This window comes from Alkalispirochaeta alkalica DSM 8900 (assembly GCF_000373545.1).
Classification (GTDB): domain Bacteria; phylum Spirochaetota; class Spirochaetia; order DSM-27196; family Alkalispirochaetaceae; genus Alkalispirochaeta; species Alkalispirochaeta alkalica.
Genome location: NZ_KB891709.1, coordinates 1 through 21,575, shown reverse-complemented (window position 1 = coordinate 21,575; position 21,575 = coordinate 1). Strand labels below are relative to the sequence as shown.

The 21,575-nt window shown below is 64.4% G+C and carries 15 protein-coding genes; 10 read left to right on the top strand and 5 right to left on the bottom strand.

Translation table 11 applies throughout. The features are described 5' to 3' along the window. Nucleotides 1-2,756 precede the first annotated feature (2,756 nt). Nucleotides 2,757-3,641 (top strand): J domain-containing protein, encoded by an 885-nt coding sequence (locus tag B071_RS19455; protein WP_018526665.1) that lies wholly within the window; start codon nucleotides 2,757-2,759, stop codon nucleotides 3,639-3,641. A 3-nt stretch (nucleotides 3,642-3,644) separates the two neighbouring features. On the opposite strand, the gene murA (B071_RS16705) is transcribed toward B071_RS19455, so the two are convergent. After that, nucleotides 3,645-4,670, bottom strand: a complete 1,026-nt coding sequence (murA, locus tag B071_RS16705; protein ID WP_018526664.1) for a UDP-N-acetylglucosamine 1-carboxyvinyltransferase — start codon at nucleotides 4,668-4,670, stop codon at nucleotides 3,645-3,647. 117 nt (nucleotides 4,671-4,787) lie between these two features. Here murA (B071_RS16705) and B071_RS19105 point away from each other — a divergent pair, with 117 nt between their 5' ends. Continuing rightward, a complete protein-coding gene (locus B071_RS19105) occupies nucleotides 4,788-5,306 on the top strand; it encodes a J domain-containing protein (RefSeq protein ID WP_018526662.1) in 519 nt (172 codons plus the stop codon). 3 nt (nucleotides 5,307-5,309) lie between these two features. Here the strand turns inward: B071_RS19105 and murA (B071_RS0108415) are convergent, their stop codons facing one another. Further along, nucleotides 5,310-6,620 (bottom strand): UDP-N-acetylglucosamine 1-carboxyvinyltransferase, encoded by a 1,311-nt coding sequence (murA, locus tag B071_RS0108415; RefSeq protein ID WP_018526661.1) that lies wholly within the window; start codon nucleotides 6,618-6,620, stop codon nucleotides 5,310-5,312. On the opposite strand from murA (B071_RS0108415), the gene B071_RS0108410 reads away from it, so the two are divergent. Next, complete coding sequence (locus B071_RS0108410; protein ID WP_438829663.1) at nucleotides 6,502-8,121, top strand: aspartate kinase; 1,620 nt, start codon at nucleotides 6,502-6,504, stop codon at nucleotides 8,119-8,121. The genes murA (B071_RS0108415) and B071_RS0108410 overlap by 119 nt on opposite strands. 84 nt (nucleotides 8,122-8,205) lie before the next feature. Next, nucleotides 8,206-9,534 (top strand): threonine synthase, encoded by a 1,329-nt coding sequence (thrC, locus tag B071_RS0108405; RefSeq protein WP_018526659.1) that lies wholly within the window; start codon nucleotides 8,206-8,208, stop codon nucleotides 9,532-9,534. A gap of 1,085 nt (nucleotides 9,535-10,619) precedes the next feature. Here the strand turns inward: thrC and B071_RS0108395 are convergent. After that, nucleotides 10,620-11,282, bottom strand: coding sequence for a TetR/AcrR family transcriptional regulator (locus B071_RS0108395; protein ID WP_018526657.1), 663 nt, complete (start codon nucleotides 11,280-11,282; stop codon nucleotides 10,620-10,622). A 442-nt stretch (nucleotides 11,283-11,724) separates the two neighbouring features. Here B071_RS0108395 and B071_RS16695 point away from each other — a divergent pair, with 442 nt between their 5' ends. From B071_RS16695 to B071_RS0108370, 5 genes are all read left to right on the top strand, one after another. Beyond that, the gene (locus tag B071_RS16695; protein WP_018526656.1) at nucleotides 11,725-12,459 is read left to right on the top strand and encodes a glycerophosphodiester phosphodiesterase; all 735 of its coding nucleotides are present in this window, start codon (nucleotides 11,725-11,727) and stop codon (nucleotides 12,457-12,459) included. Between the two features lie 76 nt (nucleotides 12,460-12,535). Then, complete coding sequence (locus B071_RS0108385; protein WP_157703096.1) at nucleotides 12,536-14,104, top strand: BCCT family transporter; 1,569 nt, start codon at nucleotides 12,536-12,538, stop codon at nucleotides 14,102-14,104. A gap of 148 nt (nucleotides 14,105-14,252) precedes the next feature. Beyond that, complete coding sequence (locus B071_RS16690) at nucleotides 14,253-16,061, top strand: alpha-glucosidase (protein WP_018526654.1); 1,809 nt, start codon at nucleotides 14,253-14,255, stop codon at nucleotides 16,059-16,061. Beyond that, nucleotides 16,058-17,365, top strand: a complete 1,308-nt coding sequence (locus B071_RS18445) for a diadenylate cyclase (RefSeq protein ID WP_018526653.1) — start codon at nucleotides 16,058-16,060, stop codon at nucleotides 17,363-17,365. Before B071_RS16690 ends, B071_RS18445 begins: the two co-directional genes overlap by 4 nt. 53 nt (nucleotides 17,366-17,418) lie before the next feature. Beyond that, the gene (locus B071_RS0108370; protein ID WP_083914701.1) at nucleotides 17,419-18,126 is read left to right on the top strand and encodes an MgtC/SapB family protein; all 708 of its coding nucleotides are present in this window, start codon (nucleotides 17,419-17,421) and stop codon (nucleotides 18,124-18,126) included. Nucleotides 18,127-18,633: 507 nt separating this feature from the next. Here the strand turns inward: B071_RS0108370 and B071_RS0108360 are convergent. Together B071_RS0108360 and B071_RS0108350 are read right to left on the bottom strand one after the other, a co-directional pair. Next, a complete protein-coding gene (locus B071_RS0108360) occupies nucleotides 18,634-19,341 on the bottom strand; it encodes a Bax inhibitor-1/YccA family protein (RefSeq protein ID WP_018526650.1) in 708 nt (235 codons plus the stop codon). 619 nt (nucleotides 19,342-19,960) lie between these two features. Continuing rightward, a complete protein-coding gene (locus B071_RS0108350) occupies nucleotides 19,961-21,301 on the bottom strand; it encodes an aminotransferase class I/II-fold pyridoxal phosphate-dependent enzyme (RefSeq protein ID WP_018526648.1) in 1,341 nt (446 codons plus the stop codon). A 44-nt stretch (nucleotides 21,302-21,345) separates the two neighbouring features. Here B071_RS0108350 and B071_RS16680 point away from each other — a divergent pair. Further along, nucleotides 21,346-21,575 (top strand): hypothetical protein (locus B071_RS16680; protein ID WP_040587888.1); only part of this gene is annotated, 230 nt, incomplete at its 3' end.

Sequence of the window (21,575 nt, the reverse complement as noted above, 5' to 3'; positions counted from 1 at the left end):
GTGTGGAAAAGATGTGGAAAACCTGTGCCGGCTGTGTTAATCTTTCCTGAAGGTGAAGATTACACTGCTGGCGTTGCTTCCATTTTTCTTCCGGAGTCTTCTCTCGGCGGCCGCGATTCTGGGGGGGGGAATCCTCTTCGGGGAGGGCCTCTTTTCTCCCGGCGAGCTTCTGCTCTCGGCAGCTGCCGGGGGGGTGTTGCTCTCTCTGGTGTATACCTATCTGCGGCTTCTCCCGGTTCCGGTGGTTCCCCTGTTGCTGGTGCCGCTGATGGCGCTGGTGCTTCTGCTCTTTGCGGGGGTGGTCTTTTTCCGGGCCGAGCTGGGGTTGGGGCGGCTCGCCGTGGCGGATCTCTCCCGGGGGCCCTTCCGGCAGGATCAGTGGTCGGGGGTGCTGCTCCACGGCCGCACCACCTCGCTCTACGTCTCCCGCGACCAGGGGCCCCGGGATCATTCGGACCGGACCTTCTCCGGTGCCGTTCTGGTCCGGCACCGTGAGGTGCCGCGTCTGGCGGTGTACCGGGAGATAACCTGGGATACCGGTGAGGGGCGGCTGGTCCTGCCCGGGGGTGAGGCCCTGGGGGCCACGGCGATCGCCGGTTTGGGCCGGCGGGCCTTGCCTCCCGTGTTGCGCCGTCTGTCCCGGGATCTGCTGCGGGTGTTTCGGGGGCCGAACCGGGGTGAATCGGTGGTGATGGTTCTTGCGCGGGGGGGGGCGCTCACGGCGGCGCTGGTTCTGGTCTGGGTGGTGACGCGTCTCACCCGGTGGCCCCTGCTCAACGGNGTGCTCGCCCTGGCCTGGGTCAGGGTGGTTCTGGCCGTTCCCCGGGGGGCTGATCTGGCGACGGAGCTGTGGCGGGAGTACCTTCCGCCCCTTCTTCTGACGGGCGAGTTTGTCTGGGCCGTGATGGCTCTGGTTTTGGGGGGGATCGCGCTGGTGCAGCCTCCCTTTCGCCGGTGGCAGCGCGATACCCTGGGAATTGGAGAAAAACGGTGACCGTGACCCAACGCTACGGACTGGTGGTGGGGCTGCTCTCGGGGTGTACCCTGATCGGGGCGGCCCTTATGGTGCCGGGTCGGGCCGTTCTTGCTGCNCCGGAGGTTGTCTTTTCCGGCGGGGGGCTTCCGGTGGGGGTCTTCCTGCTCTCGCTGATCGTGCTCTTTTTTGAGATCTTTCCCGTGGNGGTGGCTGCGGCGGGGCTGTTTTGTTTCTCTCTGGTTGTCCCGCCCCGGGAGATCGGGCCGGCCGGGTCGGGTCTCCTGCCGGGAATTCCCGTGATTCTGGTGGTGGTGGTCGCTCTGGGGGTGGTGAACGGAATCTGGGTGGGTGCCCTGGCTCCCNTGGCGGAGAGCCGCCTCCGCCAGGAGGAGNACCGCGCCATAACGGCCCGGAACGCCATGGCCGAGGCGGAGTTTCTCCTNGGNCAGGGTGATGACCAGGGNGCCGAGGAGCTTCTGCTCCTGCACCGGACCCTGGCGGGGGAGTCCGAGGCGTCGTCGGAGCTTCTGCGGCGGGCACGGAGTCTNCGGCTTGCCCGGGAGGAGCAGCGCCGCGTNGTGGGGGAGCCTNCTNTCGNGGAGGTTCGGCGGTTCGCTTCGGCCTCGTCCCTGACGGCTGCCGATCTGNTGGCCCGGGGCAGGGATTATTTCGAGGCGGGAGATTTCTTCAGTGCCCACTATTTTGCAACGCGGGCGCTGGAGCAGAGCTCGTTCCCCCGGGAGGATGCCCGGGTTCTCCGGGCGGAGGCGCTGAATGCGATCGAGCGGGGGGCGCTGGACCGGCGCGGGGCGGAGGATCGCCGGTTTTACCAGGATAAGGTCACGGCCTATCAGGCCTTNTTGCAGGGTCAGGCCGTGCCGGAGCGGGCTCTGGAGGCGTATTACCGGTTTCAGGATTTACAGGACCGGCGCCCCGACGATCCCGATGTGCNGCGTTTTGCCCCCGAGGTGTTTCGTCAGGTTCAGGAGATCAGTTTTTTTGTGGAGACGGCCCGGGCNTACCAGACTGTGCCCGGNCGTGGGGATCTGGTCTTTCTGAACCGTCAGGATGAGACGGTTCTGGAGATTATCCAGGTGGATCATCTGGTACGGATCCGGGAGGGGGATTTTTTCTACGGTCTGGAGGTGCTGCGGCTCGATCCCGCCCGGCCGGAGGAGCCGATTCTTCATCTCCGTGCTCCCTACGGGATTGCNCTGGGGGATCAGCTGATTCTGCGGGCTGTGCGTCGCCAGGGGGACTACCAGGATCAGGCGGAGGCCAGGGTTCCGCTCTTTTTCTACCGGGGCAGTCCCGATGATTTTGAGGGGGCCCTGANGCTGCACCATTCTGTGGAGTCTATCGCCCGGTTTGGCGGGGGGCCCGGGGCGTTTCATCTGCTCACGCTGCCGGAGCTCTTCGGGCTTCCCCGGATTCTGGAGCGGCTGGGCCAGCCNCAGCGCTTTGCCCGGGCGGCGGCGCTCTTCCGGGTTTTGCGNATGGGAGGGTTTTTTGTTCTTGCCCTGGCTGGTATCTCTCTGGGGTGGTGCTTTCGCAGTCGNTATCTGGGGCGGCCACCCCTGGCGGTGCTCGCCATGGTGCCGGTTCTGATCTGGGCGCTCTGGTGGGCGGTTGCTCTGGGGAGGTATCTCGTGGGTTCCGCGGCGGATTTGCTCGCCCGGGAGGTTTCTTTTTCCACGGGGCTCTTGCTGGTGGCTGTGGGGCTGGCAGGGGCTGTTCTGGNGGTGATGACCTCCCTGGCCAGGCAGGAGGTCGATCTGTGATGAGCCGGGGAGGGCCGGCAGGGCTTCTTCCCTGGGCGGGGCGTATCACGGGGGGGCTTCTGGGGATTCCCGCTGGCCCTGCCGGTGTGGGGTTCGGTGTCCTGGCGGGGTGGCTGGTCGATCAGTACCGGTCCCGGCTCGGCGAGGAGGACCGGTTCGGTNCCTTTCTGCAGCGGCCCCGGGGCGGGCAGTCCCGGCGGATCACCGAGGCCTACACCGTGCTGGCGCTGGCGGGGGCGGTGATCTCCCGGGGAGAGGCNCCCCGCCGGGCCGATCTGGAGGCGCTGCTGGAGGAGTCCTGGCCGGTGGAGGGGGGCTGGCCCCGGCCAGGCCGGGGGGGCGCCCCGCCGGGTGAGGCGCGCAGGGTGCTGATTGAGGGTAATCTCCTGCGCTGCCGGAGCCTGGATGCGGTCCGGTTGTGCCGGTGGGTCCGGGCAGAAGAGGTGGAGATCGTCTCTGCCGGGGGGGCTCCCCGGCTTGTGCGGTTTCTCTGCGGCCTTGCCCGGGCCTCCTCGCCGGGGGGAGGCGGTGTTCCCGGGGCGGAACAGCGGGACCTGCTCCGCCAGATCGCCCGGGAGCTCCCCGATCCGGCCCGGCAGGAGCTGGAGCGCGAGNTCTCCGCGCTCGACCCCGACAGCTGCCGCCTTCTCGGGGTCTCCCCCCGGGCGGGGTGGGCCGAGATCCGCAGCGCCTACCGCGCGCTGGCCACGAACCTCCACCCCGACGGGGCGGGGTGTCTGGACCCGGCCCGGCAACAGGCGCTGCAGGAGGCCTTTGTCCGCGTGCGGGGAGCCTACGAGACCCTGCGCGACCAGGTCAGGTTCCGGGATGGGGGGGACTCCCGGGACAGCACCGGCGATGACCGGGATTCCCGGGAGTCCTGAGGGTTAGTCGGCCACCGTTACCCGTTCGATCCGGGCTCCCAGGGCCCGGAGACGCCTGGTGAGGTGCTCGTAGCCCCGTTCGATCTGATAGACGTTGCGGATCACGCTCTTGCCCTCGGCGCAGAGCGCAGCGATCACCATGGCCATGCCGGCCCGCACATCGGGGGAGGTCAGGGTGGAGCCGCTCAATCGGGCGGGACCGCTCACCACGGCCCGGTGGGGGTCGCAGAGGACGATGCGTGCCCCCATGCCGATCAGCTTGTCCACAAAAAACATGCGGGACTCGAACATTTTTTCGTGGATCAGGACGGTGCCGTCCACCTGGGTTGCCACGACGGTCATGATGCTGGTCAGATCGGGGGGGAACCCCGGCCAGGGACTGTCGTCGATCTTGGGGATCATGCCTCCCAGGTCGGGGACCACCCGCAGGGCTTGCCGGGCCGGGACGTGCAGGTCCGTTCCCTGGGTGTCCCAGCGGATGCCCAGCTTGGCAAAGGCCAGGCGGATCATCCTGAGTTGTTTGGGGTTGACCTGGCTGATGGTGATGTCGCTGTGGGTTACCGCAGCGAGGCCGATAAAGCTGCCCACCTCCATGAAATCCGCGCCCAGGGTGTAGTCTGCGCCGTGAAGCCGGGGGACCCCGGTGATGCGCAGGATGTTGGAGCCGATACCGCTGATCTGCCCTCCCATGGCGTTCAGGAGGTGACAGAGGTCCTGCACGTGGGGTTCGCTGGCGGCGTTCTCGATCACCGTCTCGCCCTCGGCGGTGACAGCGGCCATGATGGCGTTCTCCGTGGCCGTCACCGAGGCCTCGTCCAGGAAGAGTTCTTCCCCCACCAGTTTATTGCTCTGGAGAATAAAGGCACCTTCCGTCTTTACCTGGGCGCCCAGCCCCTCCAGGGCGAGAAAGTGCGTGTCCAGACGGCGGCGGCCGATCACGTCGCCCCCCGGGGGGGGCAGGGTGACCGAGCCGGTGCGGGCCAGCAGGGGCCCGGCAAAGAGGATGGATGCGCGAATCTTGCTGGCCATCTCGGGGGAGATGCTGGAGGTGGCCAGCCCCTGTGCGCAGAACCGCCAGACCCCGGTGCTCTCCGTCCCGGGAGACGGGGGGGACTCGGGGNCGCCCCGCCGGGTGAGGCGCGCAGGGTGCTGATTGAGGGTAATCTCCTGCGCTGCCGGAGCCTGGATGCGGTCCGGTTGTGCCGGTGGGTCCGGGCAGAAGAGGTGGAGATCGTCTCCGCCGGGGGGGCTCCCCGGCTTGTGCGGTTTCTCTGCGGCCTTGCCCGGGCCTCCTCGCCGGGGGGAGGCGGTGTTCCCGGGGCGGAACAGCGGGACCTGCTCCGCCAGATCGCCCGGGAGCTCCCCGATCCGGCCCGGCAGGAGCTGGAGCGCGAGCTCTCCGCGCTCGACCCCGACAGCTGCCGCCTTCTCGGGGTCTCCCCCCGGGCGGGGTGGGCCGAGATCCGCAGCGCCTACCGCGCGCTGGCCACGAACCTCCACCCCGACGGGGCGGGGTGTCTGGACCCGGCCCGGCAACAGGCGCTGCAGGAGGCCTTTGTCCGCGTGCGGGGAGCCTACGAGACCCTGCGCGACCAGGTCAGGTTCCGGGATGGGGGGGACTCCCGGGACAGCACCGGCGATGACCGGGATTCCCGGGAGTCCTGAGGGTTAGTCGGCCACCGTTACCCGTTCGATCCGGGCTCCCAGGGCCCGGAGACGCCTGGTGAGGTGCTCGTAGCCCCGTTCGATCTGATAGACGTTGCGGATCACGCTCTTGCCCTCGGCGCAGAGCGCAGCGATCACCATGGCCATGCCGGCCCGCACATCGGGGGAGGTCAGGGTGGAGCCGCTCAATCGGGCGGGACCGCTCACCACGGCCCGGTGGGGGTCGCAGAGGACGATGCGTGCCCCCATGCCGATCAGCTTGTCCACAAAAAACATGCGGGACTCGAACATTTTTTCGTGGATCAGGACGGTGCCGTCCACCTGGGTTGCCACGACGGTCATGATGCTGGTCAGATCGGGGGGGAACCCCGGCCAGGGACTGTCGTCGATCTTGGGGATCATGCCTCCCAGGTCGGGGACCACCCGCAGGGCTTGCCGGGCCGGGACGTGCAGGTCCGTTCCCTGGGTGTCCCAGCGGATGCCCAGCTTGGCAAAGGCCAGGCGGATCATCCTGAGTTGTTTGGGGTTGACCTGGCTGATGGTGATGTCGCTGTGGGTTACCGCAGCGAGGCCGATAAAGCTGCCCACCTCCATGAAATCCGCGCCCAGGGTGTAGTCTGCGCCGTGAAGCCGGGGGACCCCGGTGATGCGCAGGATGTTGGAGCCGATACCGCTGATCTGCCCTCCCATGGCGTTCAGGAGGTGACAGAGGTCCTGCACGTGGGGTTCGCTGGCGGCGTTCTCGATCACCGTCTCGCCCTCGGCGGTGACAGCGGCCATGATGGCGTTCTCCGTGGCCGTCACCGAGGCCTCGTCCAGGAAGAGTTCTTCCCCCACCAGTTTATTGCTCTGGAGAATAAAGGCACCTTCCGTCTTTACCTGGGCGCCCAGCCCCTCCAGGGCGAGAAAGTGCGTGTCCAGACGGCGGCGGCCGATCACGTCNCCCCCCGGGGGGGGCAGGGTGACCGAGCCGGTGCGGGCCAGCAGGGGCCCGGCAAAGAGGATGGATGCGCGAATCTTGCTGGCCATCTCGGGGGAGATGCTGGAGGTGGCCAGCCCCTGTGCGCAGAACCGCCAGACCCCGGTGCTCTCCGTCCCGGGAGACGGGGGGGACTCGGGGGCTGCCGCTGCGCCGATGGAGCGGAGTATTTCTGCCATGACATGGACGTCCTCGATCTCGGGGACGTTNCTGAGGATGACTTCTTCGTCCGTGAGGAGTGTGGCGGCTATGCAGGGGAGGGCGGCGTTCTTGTTGCCGCTGGCCCGGATTGTCCCGCTCAGGGGGAATCCGCCGTCGATAATGTANTTGTACATGGCCCCATCCTTGCGGAAATGTCGGGGAGCTGTCAATTGTCCNGGAGGCTTCTCCGGGGGTCTGCGTACCGGGGTCTACTTGCACCGATCGCCACGGCCCGCATACAGTAGGGGCGTTATGAGAGTAATGAAATTTGGCGGCAGTTCTGTGGCCGATGCGGACCGGATCAGGGCCGTTGGGGAGATTGTATGCCAGGCGGCCCAGGAGGGGCCTGTGGCGCTGGTCTTTTCTGCCATGAAGGGGGTAACCAACAGCCTCCTGGAGGCAGCCGATCTGGCTCAGGATGGGCAGGGGGCGTACCGGGATATACTCCGGGATCTGCGGAGCCGTCACGAGCAGGTGGTGCGGGAGCTGGTTCCCCCGGGCGATACGGGCGGTACCGCCGACCTTGTGGAGAACCTTCTGGAAGAGCTCTCGGAGCTGCTCCACGGCGTGAGCCTGGTGCGGGAGTGCTCGCCCCGGACCCGGGANCTGGTGGTGAGTTTTGGCGAGCGTTTGAGCTGTCCCGTGATCGCCGCCTATCTCACCTCCCGGGGTACCCCGGCCGAGTGGGTGGACGCCCGGGAGATGATCGTCACCGACGAGAACCACGGCAGCGCCCTGGTGGAGAGTTCCCGAACCTCCCAGGCCATCGCGGGCCGGTTGCACGGTGTAACAGGGATCCCGGTTATCACGGGGTTTATCGCGGCCACACCCCAGGGGGTGACCACCACCCTGGGCCGGAACGGTTCCGACTATACCGCCGCCCTGGTGGGTGCGGCCATGGCGGCCTCGGCTGTGGAGATCTGGACCGATGTGGACGGGGTGATGAGCGCCGATCCCCGCTACGTGGAAAAGGCCTTTGTGATTCCCGACCTGAGCCTGCAGGAGGCCATGGAACTCTCCTATTTCGGGGCCGAGGTGATCCATCCCTATACCATGATCCCCTCGGTGGAGCGCCATATTCCCCTGTGGATCAAGAACACCCTGAACCCCGGGGCCCGGGGAACGAGGATCACCCGGGAGTCTCCCGAGACGGACCATACCATCACGGGGATCGCCTCTATCGAGAATGTGGCCCTCATCAATGTTCAGGGGGGGGGCATGCTGGGGATTCCCGGGATCGCTTCCCGCGTTTTTGGGGCCCTGGCCCGGGCCGAGGTGAACGTGATCATGATCTCCCAGGCTTCGAGCGAGCACAGTATCTGTCTCTGCGTGCGTGAAACGGAACTGCACCGGGCCTGCGAGTTTCTGCGGCAGGAGCTCCGTCCGGAGCTGGAGAGTCGCCGGATCGAACAGTTCGAGGAACAGCCCAGCCTGGAGATCATCGCTGTGATCGGGGCGATGATGCGGGGCCACCCGGGGATCGCGGGGAAGCTCTTCAGCGCCCTGGGGGACTCGGGGTTGAACGTCCTGGCCATCGCCCAGGGGTCGAGCGAGATGAATATTTCCTTTGTTATCAACCGGGAAGACCGCAAGGCGGCCCTGAACGTCGTCCACGATGCCTTTTTTTCCGAATAAGGCTCGAACCAGGGGTCTGGTCCNCGGGGCGAAATCCGGCGAGGTTCGGAGCAGGCGATAATCACGCGATAATCAGGAGAGGCTATGAAATTTACAAGTACACGAAACCCCGGGGGGCCGGCCGTATCCTTTGCCGAGGCACTCTTTCAGGGGATCGCCCCCGACGGGGGGCTCTATCACCCCGTGGAGGAACCGGACCTGCGGGCGCTTATCCGCAGCCTGGGCGAGGATGCCTCCTTTCTGGATTGCGCGGGAGCGATGATCCAGGGGCTCTTTGGAGACGATCACACCGCCGAGACGGCCCGGGAGCTGGCCCGGAGGGCCTTTCCCTTCGAGCCCCGCCTGAAGCGCCTGGAACCGGGCATGAGGCTCCTGGAGCTCTTTCACGGCCCGTCCTGCGCCTTCAAGGACTTCGGCGCGGGGTTTCTGGCCGCGGCCATGGAGTGGGAGCTTCAGCGCGGCGGTCAGGCGGTTCCCGCCGAACGGACGGTGATCCTCACCGCCACCAGTGGCGACACGGGGAGCGCCGTGGCCCAGGCCTTTCAGGGCCGCCAGAACATCGATGTGGTGATTCTCTATCCCTCGGGACGGGTGAGCCCCCTTCAGGAGAAGCAGCTCACGGCGCCCAGCGAGAACATCACNGCCCTGGAGGTGAAGGGCTCCTTCGATGACTGCCAGCGCATGGTCAAGGAGGCCTTCGCCGACCCCGAGCTGACGGGGCGAATCTGCCTCACCTCGGCCAACAGCATCAACGTGGGACGGCTGATTCCCCAGAGTTTTTACTATATCTGGGCCTTNTCCCAGCTCAAGGACTACGCCGGACGGGAGCTGGTCTTCTGCGTNCCCAGCGGTAACTTCGGGAACCTCACGGCGGGGCTNCTGGCCTGGCGCTGGGGAATGCCCGTCTCGTCCTTTATCGCCGCCACCAACGCCAACGACGTGGTGCCCCAGTTCCTCCAAAGTGGGGTCTTTACGCCCCGNCCCTCGGTACAGACCCTGGCCAACGCCATGGACGTGGGGAACCCCAGCAACTTCGAGCGCATGGAGCGGCTTTTTGGGTCTGCCCAGGCCATGGCGGGGCTTATCTCGGCCCGCTCCGTCTCGGACCAGGAGATCCAGGCCGTGATGAAGGATGTCTACGAAAAGCGGGGAGAGCTCATCTGCCCCCACACCGCCACGGGGGTCCTGGCGGCCCGGGAGTATCTCCAGGAGGATCAGGGCGAGGATACCCTGGTGGTTCCCCTGGCCACGGCTCATCCCGCCAAGTTTGTCGAGGTGAGCCGCGATGCCCTGGGNGTGGAACCGCCCCTGCCCGAGCGGCTGGCCCGGCTCCTGGAACAGCCCAAGCGGTCGGTTCTGGTGGAAAACACCCGGGAAGCCCTGGCACGGGAACTCCTGAACCGTTTTTGCTAGGCGCGGGAGCCCCGGGGGACCCCGTTGANCTGACGGTTTCTGCTCTTCTTCAGAAACCGGCGGTAGCGGGTGCAGGCNTGATAGTAGCCTTCGGGGCCCCGGAAGGATGAGCTCAGGTCGCAGCGGTAGAGTTCCAGTAGCTGCGGAAAGAGGGGCGACGCCATGAGCGGGTCCCGGCGATGGTCGGGGAGCGATTCCAGGGCTCCNGGAATCATGTGATACCGGACAAGCCAGGTTGTCTTGTCGATCAGGTCCCGGGAAAANCCCAGCCGCCCCAGGGCGTTTGCCGCGACGCGGGCACCCAGTTCGGCGTGGCCGTCGAAGCGGCGGCCNTCGCGGGGCCTGGCCAGGGGCTTCCCCGAGTCATGAAAAAGCAGGGCCAGACTCACCAGCAGGTCGGGGCTCTTCTGATATCGAAAGGTCTCCAGGGTGTGTCGCCAGACGTTCCCCTCGGGATGCCCCTCCTTGCTGTGCTCCGTGCCATTCATCCGATCCAGTTCGGGCAACACCGTCGCCAGATAGCCCGAGCGCCGCAGAATCTCGAGCCCCGCCCAGGCCCGTGACCCCGTGACGATTCGCGAGAGGAGCAACCGGTGGAAGGCCTCGGGCAGCGNGGGGTCTTCCTTCCAGGGTTCGGGCGCCGGGGCCGGAACAAAGGGAAAGGTTGCGCAGAGCAGGGCCGCTTCCAGAGGGTCCTCCAGATCTTCCAGGGGGAGCGGGTCCCGGGGTGATCNCCTCCGGGCCTCCTTCAGGAGCGGATAGAGATCGTCCGGGTCCAGAAAGCGTTTGCGCCCGGGCTCCCAGGCGAAGCGGAGCAGGGGGTGCTGCGGAGCGAGGCCGTCGCCGTCGGAGTCGGCGCTGCGGATGAGGAGCTCCCGGCCCTGGTGTTGTACCAGAACATCCCAGAAGGGGAGGCCGGGAAAGGTGATATCCGGGAAGATCCGGGCGAGCTCCGGCAGGGTAGCCGTCGTTTCCAGCGTCGCCGGGGTTCCCGCAGGGAGACCCCAGAGGGCTTCCAGGGCGCTGATGCCCAGGTAGCGGTACTCCCGGGCCTCTTTCTCCAGGGGGTTCAGAACCATAGGGTATCAGGATACTGCGGGATCGGGAACGAGGTCCACTCCGGCGCCGAACTGAACGGCCAGGCTGCGCATGCGGGCGCGGATCTCGCCGCTGGGCATCTCGTGGTGGCGGCGGAGAATATATTCGATGTGAAACCCGTGAATCGCGTAGCCGAAGGTCTCTCCCAGCTGCTCCGGGTGAGATATGTCGGGGAGCATGCCCTGGCGGTGCATCCAGAGAAAGGTGACCCGGAAAAACTCCACGAACTGCTCCGTAATCTGCAGAACGATCTGCGCCGCCTGATTGTTCAGAAACTGCTCCGACAGAAGCATGATCCAGGCATCGGAGAGGAGGGGGTCGTCCGTGTCGTGGAGGTACCACTCGATCAGCTCCGTCANGAGGGCCGTAGCCGGGGTGACCGAGGCGGGGGTGCCGTGGAGGCAGTGGGCCGCGCGTCGGGAGAGCATCTCCTCCGGTTCCGAGGGAAGCTGGGAGGTGCTCAGGAAGAAATCGAAAATATCCTGGAGGATATCGTCCTTTCCCTGGTAGTGGTTATAGATGGAGGGTTTCTGTATGCCCACGGCCCGGGCGATCGCTGCGAGGGATGTTCTGCCGTAGCCGTGGCGGGCAAAGAGCCGGATCGATGCAAAGAGGATGGCCTGTTGTGTTCTGGACCGGTCTTTCTCCATGGGACGAGTCCAGTATGGGCTATCGGGGACGCTTCTGCAAGGGTTTCGGGCAAACAAAACTAACGGTCGGTAGTTTAAAATGATTATGACACTAACAAAGGGTAGTAAATCGCTGTGTGTTTGTATGATAAAGAGACACGGTGGTCAGATCGCGGTGTGCAGCCAGGTGCGAAAGGGTAAAAATAAATNAATTTCATCAATTATTACCCTCGTTTTGTCGCTGTTGCCCGACGTTTCTGGATGGCGCTCTCCGGATTCTGCCGCTCCCGATTCTGATATTTAGAGGCCGAAGAAATTATTACTGAAATAAAAATGAAAAAAGTGTTTGACAGGCCGTGAAAAGGGGTGTTAAATCGGGAGTTGCCGATTGATCTTTCATCTGTGAAGCACCATCTGTGAGTCAGCCTGCAATATATCAACCGTTCATGAGGAGTTTGTTGCCGTGACCGTCTTTGCCCATCGGGGAGCATCCCGAAATGCTCCCGAGAACAGCCTTGTGGCCTTTCAGACCGCCCTGGACCAGGGAGCCCGCGCGATCGAACTGGACGTGCAGATGACCAGGGACCGGGAGCTGGTGGTGTGCCACGATCTTACGCTGGACCGGACCACGGACCAGAAGGGGTTTATCAAGGATCTCACCCTGGAGGAGGTCAGGGCGGCCGATTGCGGGAGCTGGTTCCACCAGGATTTTTCCGGTCAGACCGTGCCCACCTTGCAGGAGGTCTTTCACCTCGTTCCCCCGTCGGTTTTGATAAACGTGGAAGTGAAAAATCATCCCTGCCATCAGGGAATCATCGAGGAGTCCCTGCTGGAACTGGTGGCTCGCGAGGGGCGGCAGGAGAGCGTCCTCTATTCGTCCTTCGACCATCTGGTTCTGCAGCGCCTGCACCGGCTCGATCCCGAAGCCCCGATCGGGGCGCTCTTCTACGCCAACATTCTGGAGCCCTGGCGGTATCTGGAGTCCCAGGGGATAGCGCCCTTCAGTCTGCACTGGGCCGAGGAGTACGTGAGCCGGGAGCTGGTTCAGGGTGCGCAGGAGCGGGGGGTGAAGGTCTTTGCCTATACGGTGAACCAGGCGGACCGCGCCCGGGAACTGGCCGGGCTGGGGCTGGACGGGATCTTCTCGGACCTCCCCGGGGAGGCCGGGGCCTGGCTGAATCAGGACGATCCGGGCTGATGGCCCGTGGATTGGGGAAAGCACGTCTTCCCAGGAAGGCTTTCGATATATCACACACAAAAAGGAGAGTGTAATTTTGTTGGATGCATTTAAGGGACCGAAGGTTGATAAGGTTGTCTTTATCCCTTCTGTGGCGATTACGCTGTTTCTGGCGGTCTATTTTGTGATCAACCCCGAAGACAGTCTGGTGAAACTCAATGCGGTCTTCACGTACATGACCGATGATCTGGGCTGGACCTACGTATGGTTTACCCTGGCCGCCTTTGGNAGTGCCCTCTACCTGATTCTGGGGAAATACGGAAAGCGCAAACTCGGCAACGAGCAGGACAAGCCCGATTTTTCCACCTTCTCCTGGATCGGTATGATCTTCACCGCCAGCACCGGTTCTTCCCTGCTCTACTGGGGAATGATCGAGTGGATTTATTTCTGGCAGGCTCCGCCCTTGGGTGCTGAGGTGGGCTCCTGGCAGGCCGCCGAGCTGGCCTCGGCCTACGGTATGTTCCACTGGGGTTTCACCGCCTGGGCGATGTACGCCGTGGTTTCCATCGCCATCGCCTACGCCTACCACGTGAAGAAGAAGCCGATTCTCCGTCTCTCCGAGGCAACCCGGGGTATCCTGGGGGACCGCGTGGACGGGCCCATCGGTAAGGCGATCGATATTTTCTTCATGTTCGGTCTGATCGGTGGTGTCACCACCTCCATGGGGCTGGGAACGCCCATGCTCACGGCGGGTATCTGCAAGCTCACGGGGCTGGAGCATACCCAGACCCTGGAGATCATCGTGATCACCACCTGGACCCTGAGCATCGGCTTCACCCTGCTCTTTGGCCTGGAGCGGGGTATTCGCCGCATGTCGGACCTGAACATCTATCTGGCCTTTGGTGTGCTGGGATTCCTGCTCTTCTTCGGCGGGCACTTCCTCTTCATCGTGAACCACACCACCTCCGCCGTGGGAACGATCTTCCAGAACTTCATGATCATGAGCTTCTGGACCGACGCGGTGGGACAGTCCAAGCATCCCCAGTGGTGGACGGTCTTCTACTGGGCNTGGTGGGTTGTTTACGCTCCTGCCATGGGGCTCTATATCGCCAAGATTTCCCGGGGCCGCACGATCCGCCAGACCGTGCTGGGTTCTGTCTTCTGGGGAACCCTGGGGTCCTGGATCTTCTTCGCGATCCTTGGAAATCACTCCATGGGGCTCTATCTGAGTGCAACCCGGCCCGAGTCCTTTTCCGGACCTGCCCTGAACGTGATCGAGATTTTTGAAAACGTGGGCGTTTCCTGGGCCATCGTAGAGAGCGTTGCCGCCGCTCCCCTGGGATCGATCGTTCTGGCAGCCTTTGTGCTCCTGGCTTTCATCTCCATGGTTACCGGCCAGACCACGATCGCCTTTACCCTGGCCTCGGTGTGTACCAAGGAGCTGAAAGAAGAAGACGAGCCCGCTCGCTGGAACTCCTTCTTCTGGGCCCTGGTGCTGGGATCGATCTCGGTCTCGCTGCTTCTCTTTAACGCCCTGCAGCCCCTGCAGACCACCTCGATTGTGGCGGCCTTTCCGCTCATGGGTGTGCTGATTCTGGTGGCGCTGTCCTTCTTCAAGATGATCAGGGAGGACGACGCCAAGGCTGGAGGTGCCGGGGAAGAGTAAGCCTCCCTGGTACCGTTCNGACGAAAACCACAGCAGATTTCCTGCTGGCCGACTGCGGGCCGTCGCTCCGGAAGTTTTCCGGGGGGGCGGCTCTTTTTGTTCATTGGCGGGCTTGTTCCTGAGGGGTTTTCCTGCTTGAATTACCCCCATGACAGGACAGTCCTGGTGGCACGATGGTGCAATCTACCATATCTATCCCCGCAGCTTTCACGATACCAACGGTGACGGTCTGGGGGATCTCCGGGGAATCACCGGNANGCTCCCTTACCTGCAGGATCTGGGGGTTGAAGCGATCTGGATGGGGCCGGTTTTCCCCTCTCCCCAGGTGGATAACGGCTACGATATCAGCGACTACTGCGATATCGATCCGCTCTTTGGCACCCTGGCTGATATGGACGAGCTCCTTGAAGCCGCCCACGGGCGGGGGATCAGGGTATTGCTGGATCTGGTCTTTAACCACACCAGTGATCAGCATCCCTGGTTTGTCTCGTCCCGGGAGGATCCCCGGGGGCCCTGCGGCGACTGGTATATCTGGCGCGATGCCCCGCCCGAGGGGGGGCTGCCCAATAACTGGCGGGGCTTTTTCAGTCTCCCCGCCTGGACCTGGTGTCCCCGGCGCGGTCAGTATTACCTGCATCTCTTTGCGGCTCAGCAGCCCGATCTGAACTGGGAGAACCCTGCGGTGCGGGAGGCCCTGGCCGGGGTGGCCCGGTTCTGGCTTGATCGCGGGGTGGCGGGGTTCCGCATGGATGTGATCAACCTGATCTCGAAGCGGCAGGGGCTGCCCTCGCTGCCTCCCGGAGAATCTCCCGGGGGCTATTTTATCGACGGTCCCGAGGTTTTGCCCTGGCTCCGGGAGTTCCGCCAGGCGATTTCCCGGGGCAGACAGAACGGGGGGGAGATTCTCCTGGTTGGCGAGACCCCGGGGATATCTCCCGAGGCGGCCCGGGCCTATACCGGCGGAGGGCCCGAGGACCGCGCCCTGGACATGGTGCTGCTCTTCGATCATCTCGCCGTTGATCACGGGCCCGGCGGGCGCTGGGACCCCCGGCCCCTGCGCATATCGGCCTTGCGCCNGGTCACGGCCCGGTGGCAGGAGGTTCTTCAGGAGCCCTCCTGGCCCAGTCTGTACCTTTCGAACCACGACCAGCCCCGGGTGGTTTCCCGCTTTGGCGATCCCCGGGAGTTCCGCTACGAGAGCGCGACGGCCCTGGCCACGGCATTTTATCTCCAGCGGGGAACGCCCATCATCTATCAGGGTGACGAGATCGCCATGGCCAATTATCCCCTGACCTCACCGGGGGAGCTTCAGGATATCGAGAGTATCAACGCCCTGGAGGCGCTCTGCGCCGGGGGGATGGACAGGGCGAGCGCCTTCGAGCGGGTTCGCCACGAGGCGCGGGATAATGGACGGACTCCCTTCCAGTGGTCTCCGGAGGAGCAGGCAGGCTTCACCCGGGGCGAAGCCTGGTTTCCTCCAAACCCCGATTATCCCCGGTGGAACGCCCAAGTCCAGGGGGCGGAGGGGGCCCGGGGGTCAGTTCTTGCTTTTTTCCGGAGGCTCCTGGCGCTCCGGAGGGAGTGCGAGGTTCTGCGCCGGGGAGGGTTCTCCCTGTTTCCCGTGGATGAGGAATCGCCGCTTTTCGGTTTTAGCCGGGATCTCGCGCCCTGCCGGGATCCCGGGGGCGAGCGCGCGCAGTCCGGCGAGCGCTTCCAGTCCGGCCAGGGCCCACAGTCCGGCCAGGGCCCACAGTCCGGCCAGGGTCCGGAGGGGGCGGTTATCTGGGTAAACCTCTCGGGATCACAGGAGGAGCTCCCTTCCGGGGCCGAGGGTGATCTGGCCGGGGAGGGGGCGACTCTGGCCCTGGGCAACTATTCAGCTCCAGGGGAGCGGGGGGTCCTCAGACCCTGGGAGGCTCGGGTCTACCTCCGCAGACCTCGGGGAGGTGTGTCGTGACGGGCGTTCCCTCTCCGGCGGTGGTGCGATTNTACTCGCCGCCCCTCTCGCGGGATCAGGTGCTCCAGGATCTGGTGGAAGAGACGGCCCGTCAGATCTCGCTTCCTGCGGAGGAGGTGCTCCAGGCGGTGCTGGAGCGGGAGGGCTCTCTTTCGAGCCGTGTGTCCGACGANGTTGCCATGCCCCATGCGATCCGGGATGAGCCGGGGGAGACGGTGATTGCCCTGGGGTTGTGCCCCTCCGGCGTCGATTGGGACGGGCGGGAGCCCCCGGTACGGCTGGTGACGCTCATGGTGGGGCCTGACAGGGATCATTTGTCGGTGATGGCCGCTGTTGCGCGGCGCCTGCAGGGCCAGGGGGTGGTGGAGGCGCTGGTCTCGGCTCGATCACCCCGGGCGGCCAGGATGCTTCTGTGCGGGGGCGACGAGGAGATCTCTCCCGTAACGGTCAGGACCCTCACCGTCACGGCTGCCACGGTGGAACACGCCGCCGAGCTTGCCCGGGTGCTACCCCGCAACCCCCTGGTGGTGGCCCTGTCCAACCCCCGAATCGTGAAGCTCCTGGGGGTTCTTGCCGAACCTCCCCTGGCGGAACGGACGATTCTTGTGGGGCCGGTCCCCCTCCAGGAGGATTCGCCCCTGCGCATTATCCCCACGGAACGGTTTCCCGAGGACGGNCGGGGGCTGGCCACACTGGCCCTGCTTCCCCTGATCGCCACGGGGCTCGTCAATGCCGGGAGCGAGGTTATCCTCGTATCGGGGCGACACGACCAGGGGGGNCTCGATGCGGTGCGGCTGGTCGATGTNGCGCGGGAGCTCAAGGTTCCCCGGGGGCTCTCTCCTGCCCACTTGCCCCGGGGTGTCCTGCTGGAAGTGGTGATCCGGGCGCTCCATCTGGCGGCGGAGCTGGCGCTTCAGGGGAGGGAAGGCAAACCCCAGGGCACGATCATCGTGATCGGCGACGATCCCCGGCTGGATCAGCACACCCAGCAGATGATCCTGAACCCCTTCGCGGGCCATCCCCGGGAGGCGCGGAATATTCTCGATCCCAGTCTGGCCGAGACGGTGAAGGAGCTGGCCAAGATCGACGGAGCCTTCCTGGTTTCCGGGGANGGCACGATCCGGGCNGCCGGAATGCACCTCTCGGGGAAACCGGACCCGGGGGAGATGGANNCCGGCCTGGGCGCACGCCACGCCGCTGCCCTGGGGATAACCGCCGAGGCTGATGTATTGTCGATCTGCCTCTCGGAATCCACGGGGACGATCACCCTCTTCTACGAGGGGCGTCGCATGGTGCAGCGCTAGGGGCGCGACACAGCTTCATAGACGAGGCCAGGCGGATCGTCTAGAATTGGTTCATGCTAACAGATCCAATGCTTGATCCGATTCTGAACGTNCCCATCACCTCGGNCTGGGTTATGCTGATGCGCCTGGGCTTTGCCCTCCTGGCGGGGATGGTGGTGGGGCTGGAACGGGCCTGGAGCAACCAGCCCGCAGGGATGAGAACCCACATGATTCTGGCCCTGGGTGCCTGCGGGGTGATGCTCCTGTCCCAGCTTATTCCGCTCCGTTTTGCCGACGCCGCCATGGGTGGTGACCCGGGGCGCATGGCCGCCCAGGTGATCAGCGGGATCGGTTTTCTGGGAGGGGGAGCGATCCTCAAGTTCGGGTTTAACGTGCGGGGTCTCACCACGGCAGCCACGATCTGGACCATCTCGGTGGTGGGTCTTGTCTTTGGCGCGGGCTTCTACCTTCTGGGGCTGTGCATGACGGTGCTGCTCTTCTTTAATCTCCATATCATGGAGCGGATCGAGGATCTCTTTCTGGTTCGTCAGGATATGCGGATTATCACGGTGGTCTTCGATTCCACCAGCCTGGTGATCAAGGATATCACCAAGGCTGTGCGCGAGGCCGTGGCGGTCAAGAAGATCTCCATCCAGGAGGAGGTCGAGGCCAGCGAGACCGAGATCCAGATCATCTGCCGTATCTCCGAGACCCAGAGCATCAGAAAGATCTTCGACATGATCAAGGGCCTGGGGCCGGTGAAGCAAATCAAGATCGACTGACCCAAGGGGTACCCCCGGGGGTGGTTTCCGGAACGAAGGAAGCCCCGCTCCGGCGAGAGATCTCCTCGGCCGCAGCGGGGCTTTTGTGTACGTGTCCGCCGGTTTTTCCGGGATCAGTCCAGNGGCTGCTCGGCGGGAAACTGGTCCATCTCGCCCTCTTCGATGGGCTCACAGGCGGCGAAGGCCAGGGTAAGGGCCGATGCTGCCACAGCCAGAACAACCATCTTCTTCATAATACGTTTCATCTTCTGTCCTCCTCGAAATGTGATGCCCTGAGTATAGGTGAGCCGTGTCAGAGGAGCGTCCCGGAAATATCAAGAGTCTTTCAAGATGTGATGGGCTACGTCTGCGTCTGCGTCTGCGTCTGCGTCTGCGTTTGCGTTTGTGGGGGCGGGCAGGCCGGTGGCCGGGCCGAAGTCCCGGGCGGGGGTGTGCCCCGGAACCCGCCGATGAACAAAAAAAGGGCCTGCGGGGATCCGCAGGCCCTGATATGAGACGTTCCGGGGGCTACCGCCGGTTCCCCATGAACCGCAGGAGGAAGAGGAAGAGGTTGATAAAGTCCAGGTAGAGCTTGAGCGCCCCCATGATGGAGACCCGCATGTAGTCGGCCTCATCGGCGGAATTGCCCAGCTGGCGGCTCCAGTTCTTGATGATCTGGGTGTCGTAGGCGGTGAGGCCCATAAAGAGGAAGACCCCGAAGAAGGAGATCGCGTACTCGAAGGAAGAGCTCCCCAGAAACATGTTCACCACCGATGCGATAATCAGCCCGATGAGGCCGGCAAAGAGGTACTGCCCCAGACCCCCGAGGTCGCGCTTTGTTGTGACGGCGTAGAAGCTCAGGACGCCGAAGGTTGCGGCGGCAACAAAGAAGGCCTGACTGATGCTGGCTGCGGTGTAGGCCAGAAAGATCGTGGAGAGGGTTACCCCGTTCAGCACGGAGTAGCCGGCGAAGGCCAGGGTCGCTGCCGTGGGGCTCATGGCGTGNACCCGNGCCGAGAGCACGAAGACCAGTACCAGCTGGGCGATGATGAGNCCAAAGAAGAGCCCCGGGTTGAGCACGATGGNGCGCATGAGCTGGGGNTTCCCCGCTACGTAGAGCGCCACGGTTCCGGTGATNGCCAGACCCAGGGTCATCCAGATATAGACGTTTCGGAGAACGCTTCGTTCTGCCACGGCCGCTGTGCCGTAGGGGCGTATATTTTCCTGAAATTGCATAGTTATTACTCCTGTTCTCAATTCCTGTTACCAATAAACTACCAGTATCCAGCAAAAAGTCAAGTCGTTCCGGCCCCCGAGAGAAGCCGTTCCAGCCGGTGCAGTCCCCGCGAGAGAGCCTCGTCCCCGTTGAGACAGGTTATAACGAACCAGGGGTCCAGCTCGTCCGTGACGGCCCGGTCCAGACCGTAGAGATAGCCCGGGTGCAGGAAGATTCCCCCTTCCTTCAGAAACCGCAGGGCGATATCCTGATCGTCCAGGGTGCCGAAGCGGTGGGCGCAGAAGGTGGCCTCCAGGCGGAAGGGCAGATGGATTCCTCCCCCGGCAGCGGGCTCCCCGGGCACCCAGACAGGGGAGATACTGCCCAGAAGATCCAGGGCCAGGGTCCGCCTCTCCCGGACGGTACGGGCCAGATGTTCCCGGTCGGGAGCTGCCTGGGGGGAGAGAAAAAGGGTGCCCGCNGCCAGACCCAGGGTCATCCAGATATAGACGTTTCGGAGAACGCTTCGTTCTGCCACGGCCGCTGTGCCGTAGGGGCGTATATTTTCCTGAAATTGCATAGTTATTACTCCTGTTCTCAATTCCTGTTACCAATAAACTACCAGTATCCAGCAAAAAGTCAAGTCGTTCCGGCCCCCGAGAGAAGCCGTTCCAGCCGGTGCAGTCCCCGCGAGAGAGCCTCGTCCCCGTTGAGACAGGTTATAACGAACCAGGGGTCCAGCTCGTCCGTGACGGCCCGGTCCAGACCGTAGAGATAGCCCGGGTGCAGGAAGATTCCCCCTTCCTTCAGAAACCGCAGGGCGATATCCTGATCGTCCAGGGTGCCGAAGCGGTGGGCGCAGAAGGTGGCCTCCAGGCGGAAGGGCAGATGGATTCCTCCCCCGGCAGCGGGCTCCCCGGGCACCCAGACAGGGGAGATACTGCCCAGAAGATCCAGGGCCAGGGTCCGCCTCTCCCGGACGGTACGGGCCAGATGTTCCCGGTCGGGAGCTGCCTGGGGGGAGAGAAAAAGGGTGCCCGCTGCCTCGGCGAAGCCCGAGACGGTGAGGTAGGTATCGTGCAGGGTGTCGAGGTGCTCCCGGGCGCGATCAACCGCCGGGGAGTCTCCGTGAAGGGCGATCCATCCCAGTTTGATCTCCGGGGCCGCGCAGAGTTTGGAGAGGCCGTTCAGGGTAAAGAGGGGAAGCTCGCTCTCCCCGGCGAAGGCGGCGGGCCGGGGCAGGNCGGCGCCGGGNGGGCGGAAGGAGCTGAAGACCTCGTCGCAGAGGAGCGTGCACCCCCTGTCGGAGCAGACCCTCAGGAGCTCCCGGAGTTCTTCCGGGGGGTAGATCGCTCCCGTGGGGTTGTTGGGTGAGACCAGGACCAGTGCCAGGGGGGCGTGACGCCGGACCGTCTCNATAGCCGGGGCCAGGCAGCTGAACCCCTCCCGGGGCGAGAGGTGGTACCCCAGGGGAGTGAGCCCCGAGGCGGTGACCACCTCTTCCAGGAGGGGGTAACCCGGCAGGGGGAGCGCCACGGTGTGGCCCCTGTTCCCGGAACGTCCGCTGCTCCGGGAGCTCCCGGTGCTTTTGGAGTTTCCGTTGCTTCCGGATCCCCCCGGCGGGCGGGCGTTCTCCTGAAGGTATCGNAAGATCAGACTGTAGGAGACGCTGGAGCCGCTGGTAAGAAGGATCTGGTCGGGCCCCGTGGGGAGNCCGTCGGNTTCCAGATAGCGGGCGACGGCCTGCCGGGTTTCAGGATCNCCCGCCCCCGAGGGCCGATACTCCCGGCGGNTGCGCCACCGTTCCCAGCTGGCCCGGTACCACCGCTCGGGAAAGGAGANGCCNCCCGCAGCGAAGCTGCTGTTGGTCAGATCGATATANCCGGTCTCCTTCGATCCGCGGTGGCCTTCCCCACATCGGNCCTGGTCACGGCGAAGCAGCTCCCGCCGCGCCGCTTCCAGGGGTGTTATGGTTTTCATGGTTTCTCATTGTGGCAAGGAGGAGGACCGTTTACAATAGCCCCATGGCCAAGGACGCAATCGCAGTATTCGACGTGGGCAAGACGAACAAGAAGGTTCTGATCTACGACAGCACCCTCAAGGTGGTGGATCGCCGGTACCGCCATTTTGATACGCTTCTCCAGGAGGGCGTGGAGGTGGAGCCCCTGGAGGATATCCGGCAGTGGTTTCTTGACACTCTGGAAGAGCTGGCGCAGGACCATGCCATCACCTCCATCGGGATCAGTACCCACGG